This window comes from Winogradskyella sp. HaHa_3_26 (genome assembly GCF_019278425.1).
Lineage (GTDB): Bacteria > Bacteroidota > Bacteroidia > Flavobacteriales > Flavobacteriaceae > Winogradskyella > Winogradskyella undariae.
Window position 1 is genome coordinate 3,195,706 of sequence record NZ_CP058981.1, and the last position, 14,864, is coordinate 3,210,569.

The 14,864-nt window shown below is 30.4% G+C and carries 12 protein-coding genes; 8 read left to right on the forward strand and 4 right to left on the reverse strand.

What is annotated here, in order from left to right; translation table 11 throughout:
• Positions 1-38: 38 nt before the first annotated feature.
• Positions 39-1,037 (forward strand): sensor histidine kinase, encoded by a 999-nt coding sequence (locus tag H0I32_RS13825; RefSeq protein ID WP_173588442.1) that lies wholly within the window; start codon positions 39-41, stop codon positions 1,035-1,037.
• A 2-nt stretch (positions 1,038-1,039) separates the two neighbouring features.
• A complete protein-coding gene (locus H0I32_RS13830; protein WP_173588443.1) occupies positions 1,040-1,768 on the forward strand; it encodes a LytR/AlgR family response regulator transcription factor in 729 nt (242 codons plus the stop codon).
• Here H0I32_RS13830 and H0I32_RS13835 read toward each other — a convergent pair.
• Positions 1,765-3,207: an SLC13 family permease gene (locus tag H0I32_RS13835; RefSeq protein ID WP_179314544.1), complete on the reverse strand. Its 1,443-nt coding sequence runs from the start codon at positions 3,205-3,207 to the stop codon at positions 1,765-1,767. The two genes, H0I32_RS13830 and H0I32_RS13835, sit on opposite strands and share 4 nt — an antisense overlap.
• A gap of 285 nt (positions 3,208-3,492) precedes the next feature.
• Between H0I32_RS13835 and H0I32_RS13840 the strand changes: the two genes are divergently transcribed.
• The 6 genes from H0I32_RS13840 to H0I32_RS13860 all read left to right on the forward strand — a co-directional run bounded on the left by H0I32_RS13840 (position 3,493) and on the right by H0I32_RS13860 (position 9,502).
• A complete protein-coding gene (locus H0I32_RS13840; protein ID WP_179314615.1) occupies positions 3,493-4,893 on the forward strand; it encodes a nicotinate phosphoribosyltransferase in 1,401 nt (466 codons plus the stop codon).
• A gap of 159 nt (positions 4,894-5,052) precedes the next feature.
• Positions 5,053-6,621, forward strand: coding sequence for a tetratricopeptide repeat-containing sensor histidine kinase (locus tag H0I32_RS13845; RefSeq protein WP_179314543.1), 1,569 nt, complete (start codon positions 5,053-5,055; stop codon positions 6,619-6,621).
• 2 nt (positions 6,622-6,623) lie between these two features.
• The gene (locus tag H0I32_RS13850; RefSeq protein ID WP_179314542.1) at positions 6,624-7,289 is read left to right on the forward strand and encodes a DNA-binding response regulator; all 666 of its coding nucleotides are present in this window, start codon (positions 6,624-6,626) and stop codon (positions 7,287-7,289) included.
• 211 nt (positions 7,290-7,500) lie between these two features.
• The gene (locus H0I32_RS18090; RefSeq protein ID WP_246293644.1) at positions 7,501-7,755 is read left to right on the forward strand and encodes a hypothetical protein; all 255 of its coding nucleotides are present in this window, start codon (positions 7,501-7,503) and stop codon (positions 7,753-7,755) included.
• A 187-nt stretch (positions 7,756-7,942) separates the two neighbouring features.
• Complete coding sequence (locus tag H0I32_RS18095) at positions 7,943-8,134, forward strand: hypothetical protein (RefSeq protein WP_246293643.1); 192 nt, start codon at positions 7,943-7,945, stop codon at positions 8,132-8,134.
• Between the two features lie 378 nt (positions 8,135-8,512).
• A complete protein-coding gene (locus tag H0I32_RS13860) occupies positions 8,513-9,502 on the forward strand; it encodes a hypothetical protein (protein WP_179314541.1) in 990 nt (329 codons plus the stop codon).
• A 231-nt stretch (positions 9,503-9,733) separates the two neighbouring features.
• Here H0I32_RS13860 and H0I32_RS13865 read toward each other — a convergent pair whose 3' ends face one another.
• The 3 genes from H0I32_RS13865 to H0I32_RS13875 all read right to left on the reverse strand — a co-directional run bounded on the left by H0I32_RS13865 (position 9,734) and on the right by H0I32_RS13875 (position 14,625).
• On the reverse strand, positions 9,734-10,180 hold the full coding sequence (locus H0I32_RS13865) for a hypothetical protein (RefSeq protein WP_179314540.1): 447 nt from the start codon (positions 10,178-10,180) through the stop codon (positions 9,734-9,736).
• A gap of 101 nt (positions 10,181-10,281) precedes the next feature.
• A complete protein-coding gene (locus H0I32_RS13870) occupies positions 10,282-11,514 on the reverse strand; it encodes a cation:proton antiporter (protein WP_173588449.1) in 1,233 nt (410 codons plus the stop codon).
• Between the two features lie 1,359 nt (positions 11,515-12,873).
• Positions 12,874-14,625: a tetratricopeptide repeat protein gene (locus H0I32_RS13875; RefSeq protein WP_179314539.1), complete on the reverse strand. Its 1,752-nt coding sequence runs from the start codon at positions 14,623-14,625 to the stop codon at positions 12,874-12,876.
• Positions 14,626-14,864 lie beyond the last annotated feature (239 nt).

A 14,864-nucleotide genomic window follows, 5' to 3' on the forward strand; every position in this document is an offset into this window, starting at 1 on the left:
AAATGTTGATAAAACAGATATCTTATAAAGAGTTAATTGTGCATATCATAATATGGTTATGTATAAGTATATTTCCTCTGCTTACAGCTTATATTGATTTAGGTGAAATTCCTTCAGCGATGTATTTTAGACAAGTAATACGTCCAATTTTATTTTATGTTAATTACTTATTTTTAGTACCTTATATTTTATTAAAACGTAAATTAGGACTCTACGTTATAGTTTCTATTCTCTTCTTATTACTTTACAATTATGTGGGTGAAGAATTAATAGCATCACATTTTGCAAGCCAATTTATAGACATGCCAAAGTCACCAAGTGGTAGACCAGGTGGTCCTTTAGTTATAAGACATGCAATCCCATTAGTATTTTCATTTTCCATCTTTCTTTTAGGTGGTATTTTTAGTTTAGTCGTTGATTTTTACAAAAGAGATCGCGAGTCTAAAGAATTAGAAAATGAACAAAAAGAAATTAAATTACAGTTTTTAAGAAACCAATTAAATCCTCACTTTTTGTTTAATTCACTAAATAGTATTTACTCTTTAGTACGAAGCAAATCAGATAATGCACCAGAAGCCGTAATTACATTATCAGAATTGATGAGATATATGCTTTATGAGGCTAAAGATGAAAAAGTCGCCTTAGAAAAGGAAATGAATTACATACAACATTATATTGCTTTACAACGCTTACGACTTAAAAATACTGAAGCTGTTAAATTGAATATAAAAGGAGAGACAAAAAACCTTAAAATCTATCCTTTATTGCTAATTTCATTTATTGAAAATGCTTTTAAATATGGAACAGACTATAAAGGAAATACACATATAGACATTAAAATTGAAGTTGTTGGAAATAAATTTTACTTCCATATCGAAAATATTATAGGGTTATATAAACGTGATGATAAAAACTCTGGTGTTGGATTAGAGAATATTAAAAATCAATTTAATTATCTGTACAAAAATAATCATGAGCTAACCATAACGGAAGACAAATCTTATTATAGAGTTCATTTAACTTTAAATCTAGAATAATTATGAAATGTATAATAATAGATGATGAGCCTTTAGCTATAGATATCATAGAATCGTATTGTCAGGCATTAGGTGCAGTAGATGTAATAGCTACATTTACAAACGCTATAGAAGCTTTAGATTTTATAAATAATAATCCAATAGATTTAGTGTTTTCTGATATTGAAATGCCTAATATTTCTGGTATTGAGTTAATTAGATCGCTTGAAGGTAAGGTGCCTTATTTTATTTTTACAACAGCTTATCCAGAATATGCATTAGAAGGGTTTGATCTTAATGCTATAGATTATTTAGTGAAACCGATTCCGTTTCCTAGGTTTATAAAAGCTGTAAACAGAGTAAAAGAAATGCTAAAATTAATTCATGGTAATACACCTTTTAATGTGTCTTCAGCAGGTTGTGAAGTTGTAAACCATGAAGATGATTTCATTTTTGTAAAATCGGAATATGAAAATATAAAGATAGATATTAAAAAAATTAAAATAATTCAAGGTCTAAAAGATTACTTAAAGATTCATTCAGAAGACTCTAAAGCCATTTTAACCTTAATGAGTTTTAAAGAAATACAGTCTAAATTACCCGAAAATACTTTTATAAGGGTTCACCGTTCTTATATTGTAAATGTGAATAAAATCACATCAATTCAAAAAAATAGAATCATCATTAAAGATGAAAGAATTCCTATCGGTGAAAGTTATAAATCGTTGGTTTATAGTCGCTTAAATATTTAATTTAAATCCCAAATTAGAGGAAGAATAAAGTAAACGGCTAGTGTTACGAGTATAATAGAAATCACATTCATCCAAATACCTTTTTTTACCATATCTTCTATTTTTAAATACCCCGATCCAAAAACTACAGCATTTGGAGGTGTTGCCACGGGCAGCATGAAAGCACAAGAAGCCGCTAGAGTTGCACTTACAAGTAAAATATAAGGATGTATATTAAGTACTGCTGCTAGAGAAACTAAAACAGGTAAAAGCATTGCTGTTGTTGCCATATTAGAGGTGATTTCAGTTAAGAAGTTTACTGCAGTAATTAAGATTAAAAGCAATAAAAAGATAGACATTCCTACAAGAGAAGTCATTTGGTTACCTATCCATTCGGCCAATCCACTAACTTCAAAACCTGAAGCTAATGCCATACCGCCACCAAAAAGTAATAAAATACCCCAAGGTAATTTTACGGCGTCATTCCAAGTGATTAGAGCTTTGCTTTTTTTAGCATCCGGAATTAAAAATAAAGCGATGGCAGCTATAATCGCAATAATAGTATCATCTATTGCAGGCAGCCATTTTACTAAAATAAAAGATCTGCAAATCCATGCCAGAGCAGTAATTGAAAATACGGTTAAAATGACTTTTTCTTCATAAGATATTTTACCTAAGGCTTTTAGTTGCTTATCGATTTCTTGTTCTCCTCCTGGAAATTCTTTTTGTTCAAATTTAAAAGCAAATCGGGTTAAATAAAACCAACAAATAAATAATAAGATTACGCTAATAGGAAACCCAAACATAAACCATTGTGCAAACGTAATTTCAGTATGGTAAGTACTTTCTACAACACCTGCCAATACCAAATTAGGAGGCGTACCAATGAGAGTCGCAATACCACCAATCGAAGCGCTATAAGCAATGGCCAGCATTAGTGCTTTACCAAAAATTAAATTTTCATTAACATTAGTGTTAGGGTTGTCTTCTAATTGTAATACAATGGCAATACCAACAGGCAGAATCATAACGGCTGTAGCTGTATTCGAAATCCACATGGATAGTAAAGCTGTGGCCATCATAAAGCCAAGAATAATTTTATTAATGTTAGTCCCAACAACTTTTATAATATTAAGGGCAATTCGTTTATGAAGGTTCCATTTTTCAATAGTAATAGCAATAATAAATCCACCAAGGAATAGAAAAATATATTTATGACCATAAGAAGCCGTAGTATCTCCTAGAGAAAGTCCACCAGATAGAGGAAACAAGATAATGGGTAGTAAAGCGGTTACTGGGATGGCAATAGCCTCTGTAATCCACCAAACAGCAACCCATGCTGTAGAGGCTAAAATAGCATTAGCAGAATCGTCTAAACCTTCAGGGTGAAAGAAAAAGTTGACAAGTATAAATAACAAAGGTCCTAAAAAGAGACCAATTTTCTTTTTTGTAGTTTTCATTTTAAAATGAAGCAGAAATTATAAAGTGTTGTTATATTCCGTTGAGAATTTTGGATTATGAAAGGTATCATATTTTTATGAATTAACAAATGAAGACATCTAAAAAATCATGAAGAATATTTTTAGCTGAAAAGCTATCGTTTTGTTGCTTTAGAGTAAGGTTTACAATGTTTTAATACAAAATCTAAAGCAGAAATTATTCAATATTAAATACATCTATAATTATGTTAGTTTTGTACTTTTATCTCTAATTTAGAAGACTTAAAATTTATTTTTTAAAACAGCATTATGAATATTACAGCATCTTATACCGATCTTTATCAACTTACTATGGCTCAGGTCTATTTTAAGACTAAGCCTAAAGGACGGGCTGTTTTTGATTACTATTTTAGAAATAATCCTTTTAAAGGGGGGTATGCCATCTTTGCGGGTTTAGAGGATGTATTAAATATACTTGAAACAATTCAATTTTCAGCTTCTGATATTACTTATCTAGAACAACATGGCTTTGAAAAAGAGTTTTTAGATTATTTAGAAAACTTTCAATTTACAGGCTCTATTTTTTCATGCAAAGAAGGAGATGTTGTTTTTCCTAATCGACCTATTTTACAAGTAGAGGCTAATATTATTGAAGCACAAATTATAGAAACATTTTTACTAAACTTACTTAATTTTCAAACATTAATAGCGACTAAAGCAGGCCGGATTCGTTACAGTGCTCAAGATGAAATTTTATTAGATATGGGGTTACGTCGTGCGCATGCTACAGGTGGTTATTATGCTTCTAGAGCTGCTTATATAGGTGGTTTTAATAGTACAAGTAATGTTATTGCAGCTAAAGATTATAACATTCCTTCTTCAGGAACCATGGCACATTCTTTTATTCAAAGTTATGGAGACGAATTAAAAGCGTTTCGCGATTTTGCTAAAATTCGTCCTATAAATTGTGTGTTTTTAGTCGATACTTACAACACACTAAAAAGCGGTTTACCTAATGCTATTATAGTGGCTAAAGAAATGGAAAGTAGTGGTAAAAAGCTTTTAGGAGTACGATTAGATAGTGGTGATTTAGCTTATCTATCTAAAAAAGTACGCAAAATTTTAGATGATGCAGATTTAAGTTACGTAAAAATTATAGCCTCAAACCAACTTGATGAATACGTTATAAAAAGTTTAAAAGAACAAGGAGCTCCAATTGATATATATGGTGTAGGTACAAATTTAGTTACAGGGAAACCTGATGCATCATTAGGAGGTGTTTATAAATTATCAGAGTACAATGGGGAACCACGGATTAAGCTTTCAGAAAATATAGAGAAAACGTCATTACCATCAAAAAAACAAGTGTTTAGAATGATTGATGAAAACGGTATGTTTTATGGTGCTGATGCTATTGTGCTTTACGATGAGGAAGTTGTAACAGAAATGATACATGCTTATGACCCGACTAAAAGTTTGAATCTTACTAGTTTTTTACATGAGCCTTTACTAGAAAAAGTAATGGAAAATGGAAAGAAAGTTAACCCTCCACGTTCAGTTCAAGATATCGCTGAATACACTAAAACTAGGCTAGCGCAACTCCCAGAAGAATATAAGCGTTTTCAAAATCCACATAAATATAAAATAGGATTAAGTCATAAATTAAAACAAGAACGCGATATTTTAATGCAGAAATATATGTTTTAAAAGACCTTTTATTGAAGATTTTAATGTTGATTAATTCTAGTTTTAGACAAAAAGAAATAATCAAAATCTTAGTATTTTAGATTTATGATACCAATCACAAAGTCATCTCTTTTTTTTTCTATAATATTTGTGCTTTTAAGCTTTTTTAGTATTCAAAAAATGAGTGCTCAACACTATGTTGATAGTGTAAGTTATTATTCAAAATTAGCATTACAACCTCAGAAAGCCAATGATTTAGTTAAAGCAAAAGCTTTTTTTAAAAATAACATTCATAGCTCTATAAAAAAAAACGATACTAAATATACGTTACGGTTTTTATATTATATGGCTAGTGTCGATTTTAAGTTAGGGGCTTATGATGAGAGTGAAGAAACTGTGGTGAAAGCCTTGAAGCTTATAGATACTATGGAAGATACGTCTTTTACCATAGCAATAAAAAAAAGTTTTTATAATCTTTTAGGTATAATTTATCAAGAAAATAAGAATCAGACCAAAGCTCTAGATCTTTATAATAAAACATTGTCAATGGCAGTGACCACTAAGGATAGTGCTATTGTTTACAATAATATTTCTGTCTTTTATATAAATGATAAGGATAGTGTTAACGCAAAAAAAGCATTACAAAAGGCTTATAAATTAATACCAAGACTTGCAGATACATTAACCCAAGCATTAATTTTAGATAATTTAGGGATGCTTTATCTAAAAACAAAATCAGATAAAGCTTTTTCGTTAATAAATCAAGGACTAAACTTACGAGAAAAAGTAAAGGATACTTCAAGAATTTACACAAGTTATATTCATTTAGCAGAGTATTATAAAAGTACAGGTGATACTTTAAAATCTAAAACATATGCTTTAAGAGCATTAAATTATGCTCAGAAAATAAAATCTCCCTCTTTTGAAAATAACGCACTCGGCATCTTAATGAAGATAAGTGATGATCCTTATGCTAATAATTTTAAAGAATTAAACGATAGCATACAAAAAGCAGAACAAGAGAATAGATATCAGTTTGCTATGATTAGGTATGAGGTTTCTAAAAAAGAACTAGAATTAGAGCAAAGTGAAAGAATAAAAGAACGGATTATTATTGTTTCGGTATTTGTTATTACAATTATTGTTTTTGTAGGTGCTTATCAGAAATTCAAATATAAAAAAGAGAAGCTTCAAGAAGTTTATGAAACAGAATCTAAAATCTCTAAACGTATACACGACGAGGTTGCTAATGATTTATTTCATGTTATGACAAGGCTTGAAGATAAGGATGAAGTTGGTGAAGATATTAAAAATGACCTTCATAATTTATATTACAAAACACGAGATATTTCAAAAGAACACGACGTTATTAATACAGAACTTCCTTTTCTTCATAGTTTAAGCGAATTAATTGATAGTTTTAATAATGAAGATACAAATATTATTATTAAAAGTATTTCGGTGATTCCTTGGGAAGCAATCCCAAAATTAAATAAGACTACAATTTATAAGGTATTACAAGAATTGCTAATTAACATGAAAAAGCACAGTGAAGCCACTATTGTTGTTTTTGTTTTTAGTTTAGATAGAAAAAAAGTAACAATCAGTTATAGTGATAATGGTGTTGGATGTGATTTAAAAAAAGGATCTGGATTGCAAAATACGGAAAACCGTATTCAAGCTATTAATGGAACTATTACTTTTGAATCAAAGTCAAATAAAGGGTTTAAAACTAAAATTAGAGTTTAGTTATGTTTAAAAGAGTTTTAATAAATGATGATCATGATGCTATTTTAGCTAGTATTGAATTGATATTAGTCGATTTAAATGTGGTGTCAATTGATAAATCTCAATATTGTGATGAAGCTTATTTAAAATTAAAAAAGGCGGAATTAGATAATGAAAATTACGACTTATTAATTACGGATTTATCATTTAAAAAAGATCATAGAGCAATAGATGTAGATTCTGGAGAATCTCTTATTGCTAAAATACGAAGTGATTTCCCTGAGTTGCCTATCATAGTTTATTCCATGAAAGATCAACTTCAAAAGATTCGTGGGTTAGTTAAAAATTATAATATTAATGGTTATGTGTGTAAGGATCGTAGAGGAGCTTTAGAATTAAAAGAAGCAATAAGTAGTGTGTTTAATAAAGATGTTTATATCTCACCTCAGGTAAAAAATGCAATGAGCCCAAAATCACAATTAGAAATAGATGATTTTGATATTACATTATTAAAAATGCTTTCTCAAGGATTATCTCAGGATGAAATTAGTACATCGATGAAATTTCAAGGAATTCAACCTAATAGCTTAAGTACTATTGAAAAACGACTCAATAAACTTAAGGAACAATTTAAGGCAAGTAATGCCATTCATTTGATATCCATAACAAAAGATTTAGGATTAATTTAAAAGATTTAAATCATAGATAAAGACATCGACACTATTCTTAGTATAAAGTTGTAGGGGATTTTATGTTATAAGTGTATTGATGTTTAAAGGCAACTAGAAATAGTTGTCTTTTTTATTTGAAGAATTACAGGAAACCTCAAATAGGTATTAATAATATTATTTAAATCAATTATTAAATGAAAAAATAGTACTCTTTATTGTTGTTTGCATATTGGTATTTCAATCAAAAATTACAGCTCAAAATGATGGAGCTTTAGCTGCTGGCATAACAGGAGGCTTGTTAGCCGTTGGAACTGGGATTGCTGCAGTAAAGCAAATGGAAGAGCGTGCAGAACTTAATGCAACACAGTACATTCTTGTAAATCATCCTGAATTATCAAGTTTTTCTTTAAAAACCTTAGATTTTGATGGGGGAAAATTAAAAGATATGTCAGCCGTTTTTGTGATTTCTTATACCCGTAGATAAGCCTCTATTAGATGGAAAGAAACAAGTTTTATTTGCTTTTACGAGTCAAGGATGGATTAGTGCTAACGGTATTAATTTTGATAAAATTACGTGGTATTTAATTGATGCGGATGAGTGGTTAAATATGATGGTTGCTTATCTAAGGGTGTCTTTTGGAGAAAAAGATGAAAATGCTTTATAAACCACATTGAAAGAAGGAAAAGTTGTGAATAAAGGGGTGAAAGTTAAAAGTAAATTAGTTATTCCTTTTTATAAATTAGAAGGAGGTATGTATTTTGCAACTGATTATTCAGAAGAGATGAAGTTATTATATAATGAAAGATCTTTGGGGATTTTTTTTAAAGAATCAAAAGATTTAGTGCAAATTGGGAGGTGGTGATCTAATTAAAATACATGAATATTTTTTTGATGAAGATAATTAATACATAAGACTCTATCTAAATTAGGCATAATGTGGAAAACCGTAATAAAAAGTTAAAAAACAATCTTATATTTGGAGAGTATATTAGTTAGTTAATATAAATTCCTAGGGGGAATAGGTTAAGTGCACATGTAAAAATGTGCACTTTTTTTTCTGTCTATTCTAATGAGAGAAAGAAATATACTTAAAAATATAAACAGTCCTGTTTTTAGTAAAATTGATTCTTATCAGTTTTTTTATGCCCTATTTAATTTAAATTGCCAAATGCGTTAATAGTTTCTAAAGCGCTTATAAAAGTTTTTAGATGATTCTATAATTAAAACCTAAAAGCAAATAATGCAAACGCAGATAATACAAGCCATAAAAGATTTTGACATTACAGCACTCCATCAATTGCTAGACGATGACAAGTCTTACATGAATGTTACAAAAAACAAATTTATTAGTAGCTTAGAAAAAGGATTTAGAACAGCTAAGGCAAATGGATGTGAAGCTTTTGATGATGTTTTTTTCGGAATCTGTGAATACTGTAATAAAGGTTGTGAAGGCATGACATTTCTATCTGATTCAGGTTATTATTTAGATCTTTTTATTGAGACAAAAGATGAGATACATGTAGATGATATCTATGTTTGTAATAAGCTAACAAATGTTATAGATCTTAATAAAACATATAGTTTAGGTTTTTATTACTCAAAAGACGAGCTGGTAAAATTTAGACCTAGTGAAGATTATAAGTTGATAAAAGCTCAGTATCAACAATTGATAGCTGATTTAAAGGCATTTAAGAAGAATGTTCTATTTGACGATTTTATCATTTGGTTTGACAGTTTTAGTTCCTTAAGAACATCTTTACAGGATATCAGTATTTATCTTAAATTTCAATATAAATTATATAATGATGCAAGTGGTGTAATTGCTGATATTGAAAAAATAGCGAATATAAAATCAAATGAAGAGCATACTACAGAAGCTCTAATTAATTATAGTGATACACATACAGAGCGTGAAAAGCTTATATGGTTTTATGAAAACAGAAAAGATCACGATTTTATTAAAGGGCTTATAAATTTTGAAAAAATAAGAAAGGAAGGCTATATTATTTTAAAAACCCATGTTACAGAAGTTAAGATAGTAATAAAAGGTTATGAGTATATTATAGATTATTACATGAAGTTACAGCATTTTCATAATCTCATGACCGAAAAATACAGTCCACTTCCAGAGCATTATAAGAAATCAAAAAATGGTTACCCTTGCGATTTATTAGTGTATTTAAAATTGCATAATAAGCATTTGGATATTGTTGAAAAATATCAAAAATAATTAGACTAAAGTTCTCATACTTCTGGAGTAGTAGCTTTAGAGTTTATCTTAACTTAGGTTTGATCATTTTTGGAAGAACAAAAAGGTTACAGCGTTATCTTCACTTTGTAAAGAGACCCAGGTATTTAGATAAAGCACAGTTTAAAGCCTTAATCGAACTTTATCCTAATTGTTATATTAATCACGGAAGAGAGCCTTTAGGTAATGGTATTTTTGAATGTTTGGGCAATACTATCTTTTATTGTTATCATCAGCCCATTCTTCATAGTTTTCGTACTGATCTTCATTAAGGATGTTCTTTAAGATATTAGATTCGACTTCAATACGTTTGTTTGCAGAGTGTTTTTCGAAAGAATCCTCTGTTTCAGAATCCCACCATTTGGTTAATGCTGTTTCGTAACGTTGTTGTTGCATATCGGTCATTTTAAACCTTGCATAGAGTTCCATTTGACGTTCAGGGCTGTTAAGGTTCCAGTTTTCGTTTATACTGTCTGTTTTTTCTTCGTAGGTATAAGTGTCTTCCTTGAAGTTTCCATCCGACTCATAGTTCCGCGTATCGGTGAGTTCTTCGTTCATTGGGTTTCTGGTCTCTGGAATGCTTTTCTCTGACGTTTCATTTTTACAAGAAAAAGAAAGTGTTACTAAGGTTATTGCAAAAATGTTATAAAAGTATTTCATTATGTTAGTCTTTAAATTCCGACTAAAAGTACAACCTATAGAATAGGGTTTTTAGCTCAAATCATTTAAAAGTTAGTGCATTAGGTTATTGTATTTGTTATTTAATCTTTTTCAATTTTAGAGATTAATCGTTTTGTTGTGACTCCATGTAGTAAAATGGATAGTAAAATGATCAATGCGACGATAGAGAATATGTGATTGATATCTTTAAAGTTACCATGTTTAATGGCATAAGTGAGGTAAAACACAGAACCGATACCGCGGATGCCAAAAAAGGATATGGCCCATTTTTTTTTAGAAGTGAGTTTAGCTTTGTACAAGCTAAAATAGCCTAAAAAGGGACGTGCAATGCACACTAAGAAAGTACCAAATGCTATTGTGGCAATGGAGTTGAAGTTAAGGATGCCACCGACTAAAGAGCCCCCAAAGAAAATCATCCAAAAGATAATAAGAAACTTTTCTACGTTAGTGATGAAGTCTAAGCTTGGGTCGCTTTCAGTTGTTTTGTTTTTAGTATGTTGGTGGTAGTGTGCAAAAAGGCCAGCCATAAAAACACTTAGAAAGCCATAGCCATCTAAAATCTCTGCGAGCCCGTATGAAATTAGGGTTAACGAAAGCGCTACGAATGCTTGGTGTACTTTTAAGAGGTTATATTTAGCTAGCTTACATGTGAAGTAACTGTAGGCGAAACCGATAGCGACCCCCACCAATAGCCCAACGGTAATTTTAAAAAGCATGTAGTACCACAGCCATTCTTTCCATTCTTGGATGCCTAAAGTTCCGTTTTGAGACCATACAATAGCTAGAAATACAAAGGGAAAAGCTAGGCCGTCATTGAGTCCGGCTTCTGCGGTAAGATTATACTGAACGCCTACATTTTTAGTGTCGATAGTTTGTTTTTTATTGAGTTGTATTTCTGACGCTAAAGCAGGGTCTGTAGGCGCTAAAACCGCAGCTAATAGTAAGGCCACCGGCCCATCAAACTCTAAAAGGTAATAGGCGATTAGAAAGACGACCAACATGAATAAAGGCATGGTAAAGCCGAGTAAACGTAAGGGCATAAGCCACTCTCTCCATGAGTAGTTAAGTCCGATTTTTAGACCCGCCACCATTAAGCTGATAATGACGACTAATTCTGAAAACCTTAAAGTGATATCAATATCCCAGACGGGGTTTGGCCAAGGGAGCGGGGTTTTTAAATAATACAAAATGGCTCCTAATAGTAATAGGGGAATTGTGAAACTGATTCTGAATTTTTTTAATAAGATGGGAAGGAAACTCGCTAGAAGTGTTGCGATACCAATAATGAGCAAAACAGTGTAATAATTTTTCATGGTTGCTGTGTTTATCACCGTTAAATTTTGAAAACTTTAGGGTTTAGAATCTTATTTATTCATTGCGATTCAAAACTCTTTATATTTTTTTTAATCTATTGACTCAGTTCCGTTTTTTAGTGGCTTATTTGGTTGGATAGGTGGTGATTGTGAGGTTTTAGTAAGTTTATTCCTCTTAAAAAGGTCTTTCATTTATTATAACTTCTTGATTCTCTCTTGCTTCACTCTTATTTTATTCCTGTTTCATTCTTGCTTCATTCTTATTTCATTCTTGTTTTATTCCTGTTTTATTGTAGCTTTTTTCTTGTTTAAGAGGTGCCTGATTGTTCTTATTGTTTTAGTTCTTTTTTAGTTCTTTTTTCGTTTTTAATGCGTTTTTAATGCGTTTTTAATGTGGTTTTAATGCGGTTTTTGGTGGTTGGCTGTTATTAGAATTGTTAGTTTTTTGTTTCTTACATGTCTGACTTTTTAAATTACTAGTGGTCTGACCCGAGGCTTACCCGAGGTACACCCGACGTATACCCGACGCATACCCGACGTAGCTCTTGTTTGGAGTGTTGCTAAATGGTTGTTTGTGTCGGTGGTGCATTGTTAGGTTTTCATTTTTATAGAATTCTTAATTGGATTTCGGGTGTTGGTGTTATTTCTTCAATTTAGGTTGTGTTTTTTATTTGAATTTTAGAACATTATTTTAAAATGGGCTGTTTTATTGTAAATACCTACAAATGAATTGTTTGTTTATTGAACTGTTTTTTATACGTCTGGTTTCTAGTTGTTAAGTGAAGTGATCGTTTACTAGCTGTAAGATTTGGATTTATAGTCGGCTAGTTTTAACCCATTCTAGATCGGTATTCTTCCTTAATTTACTTTATTATACTAAAAAGTTTTGGGTATTTACCACGATATGTTATAGCTACTTTATGACATAGGTTGACGTGTCTAAAATTTTAATTATTAAGGAGCATAACAATTCATTTATTAGATAAAAGGGGACTTTGGATGGTTTGCTCTTTTTTGCTGGTGGTAGTGTGTAAAAAGGCCCGCCATAAAACCACTTAGAACACCCTAACTTTCCAAGATTTCTGCGTATCTGTATGAGATTAGGGTTAAAGAAAGCGTTGCGAATGTTTGGTGAACTTTTAAGACCTTATATTATGCTAGCTTATATGTGAGAAGTCGCTGTAGGTGAAACCGAAAGGGACCTCCACCAATTAGTTGTTAAAAATCTTTATCTTTTTTTAATCCCATTAACTTCGTTTTGTTTATTTGTAGCTTATTTTTTTGGTTAAGTGTAAGTTATGGGTTTTTAAGGTTTTTAGATTACTTATATGATAAGGAGCGTTTTAAACCGTTGTTGCGCTATTCTTTAAAGAGTTGGTCTAAGAACATTTTAATGGACACCTCTGTAGGTATGTTTAGTTTTTTCTTTAATCGGCTTCGGGCTACTTTTACCGTATCTGGTGTTACATTTAAGATTGTGGCCGTTTCTTTTATAGACAAATTCATTTTAGTTAATAAGCAATAGCGAATTTGTGTATCTGATAGGTTTGGATATTTGTTTAGTAATTTAGCCGACATGGTTGGGTATTCAGATTCTATTCTTTTTGTAATAATAGATACATCAGAAGCAGATTTAATAAGGTCGTTTACTTTTTGCTTAGCAGCTTCTAACTTAGGTATTACTGGTTTTTTTATTTCGTTTAGTTCGTTTTTAATTAATGTTAGTGTTTCTATACGTTGTGATAATGCAATAGCAGAAGCTTCAAGTTCGTTTTCACGAAGTATAATTTTTTCTTCAAGTAATTTTTTCTCATTACTCATTAGAACTTCTATAATTTTTTCTCCTTTTTTATATTTTCTAAATAATAGAATACTTCCTAATAGTAGAGTTATACTTGCAAGTATGGCACTAATAGTTAAATAATAGAGTTTCTGTTTTTTGTTTTTAATTTCTAACAACTCCATGTCGAAAAGCATTTGTTGACTTTTTTGTTTTTCTTTGAGGAGTTTTATGTTAGAGTCAATATAATTGGAAAGCGCTTTTTTTTCATTAGATCTTAAACTGTCTACTAATGCATCTTTTTTTTGATATATATCTACAGCTTTTAAATATTGCTTATTCTCTGTGTAATATTCAGCCAGTCTATCGTAGGAATCTTTTTTATATTCAGAGCCATGTGCAAGTTTAGAGGCTTCTTTTCTGTAGGTAATTGCTTTATCAAGATTTCCTGCCGCATAATAGAATGTGCTTAAATAAGCCGTGTTATTAAAAATAAGCTGATAGTCTTTGTTTTCTAAGCAATATTTTCTCACAGCTAGGGCCGAGTCAATGGCCTTTTGGATATCGCCTAAGTTATAATAATCATTTGCTAACCTATTTTTAGACCACCAGATTTCTGGAATGTCATTATTTTTTATGGCTAATTTTAATAGTTCTTCATGTAAAGGATAGCTTTTTTCAGGTCTTTTTTTGTGAACATAATTTGCAGAAATATTTTTTAATAAAAGCTTTTTTGTAAAATCGCCTACATTAACAGTATCTTTTAATAACGGGGTCAGTACTTCGAGTGCTTTATCGTATTGGAATTTGTGGTAGTAAATTTCAGCGATTGAGATGTTGTAGGCTATAAATAATTTTGTATCTCCCTTTGAAATTAATGGATAAACCTTAAAATAGCTTTTTAAGCCTTGTTCGGGCAATCCAAATCCATTAGCTAATATTTGCCCTTTATTTAAATAATATTGAGGAAGTTTTAATCTTTTAATTAGTAGGGTATCTTCTTTTATACTTTTTGTAGCCATTTTTGTTTCAAAAAGATCGGCATAATGTAAAACACTATCAATATTTGGTTTTGAATTTACGCCATAATACCACATTAATGCCTTATAGGCAGAAAGTATGCCTTGGTTGTAAGAGAGTTTTTTTGATTGTCTTAAAAGTTTGTTGTGCACAAAATAAGCTTCTTCAGAAGCTTGTCCGTAAAATTGATTGTGTAAACTGTCTAAATCACTAATTTTAATTAAGGGTTCATTATTTTGCGCATAGCATGTGTTACCAAAAAGGAGGGTAATAAAGAGTATGCTTGATTTTTTTAAGGTATTTAAAAACATAATTACTTTATGATTTTGTTAGTTTGAGATGCTAATTCTTCTCCAAAAAAGAGTTGTTATTTTTCTTTTTGAATTCAGAGATTATTTAAATCTTATAATGATAATGAAAGTTTATCATATAATTAAGGCATTTAAATTTATATGGATTTTTTTGTGATAATCATGATTTTGGAATGTTTTTTTATTGAAATTAATGTGTTTTTAAGCCTTATATTGAACTCTAATGTTTTTGTTTTTTA

Bases quoted from the DNA above. Each gene is read 5' to 3' on its own strand.
- H0I32_RS13830 (WP_173588443.1), top strand. From the start codon at position 1,040: ATGAAATGTATAATAATAGATGATGAGCCTTTAGCTATAGATATCATA.
- H0I32_RS13835 (WP_179314544.1), bottom strand. From the start codon at position 3,207: ATGAAAACTACAAAAAAGAAAATTGGTCTCTTTTTAGGACCTTTGTTA.
- H0I32_RS13845 (WP_179314543.1), top strand. From the start codon at position 5,053: ATGAGTGCTCAACACTATGTTGATAGTGTAAGTTATTATTCAAAATTA.
- H0I32_RS13850 (WP_179314542.1), top strand. From the start codon at position 6,624: ATGTTTAAAAGAGTTTTAATAAATGATGATCATGATGCTATTTTAGCT.
- H0I32_RS13860 (WP_179314541.1), top strand. From the start codon at position 8,513: ATGCAAACGCAGATAATACAAGCCATAAAAGATTTTGACATTACAGCA.
- H0I32_RS13865 (WP_179314540.1), bottom strand. From the start codon at position 10,180: ATGAAATACTTTTATAACATTTTTGCAATAACCTTAGTAACACTTTCT.
- H0I32_RS13870 (WP_173588449.1), bottom strand. From the start codon at position 11,514: ATGAAAAATTATTACACTGTTTTGCTCATTATTGGTATCGCAACACTT.
- H0I32_RS13875 (WP_179314539.1), bottom strand. From the start codon at position 14,625: ATGTTTTTAAATACCTTAAAAAAATCAAGCATACTCTTTATTACCCTC.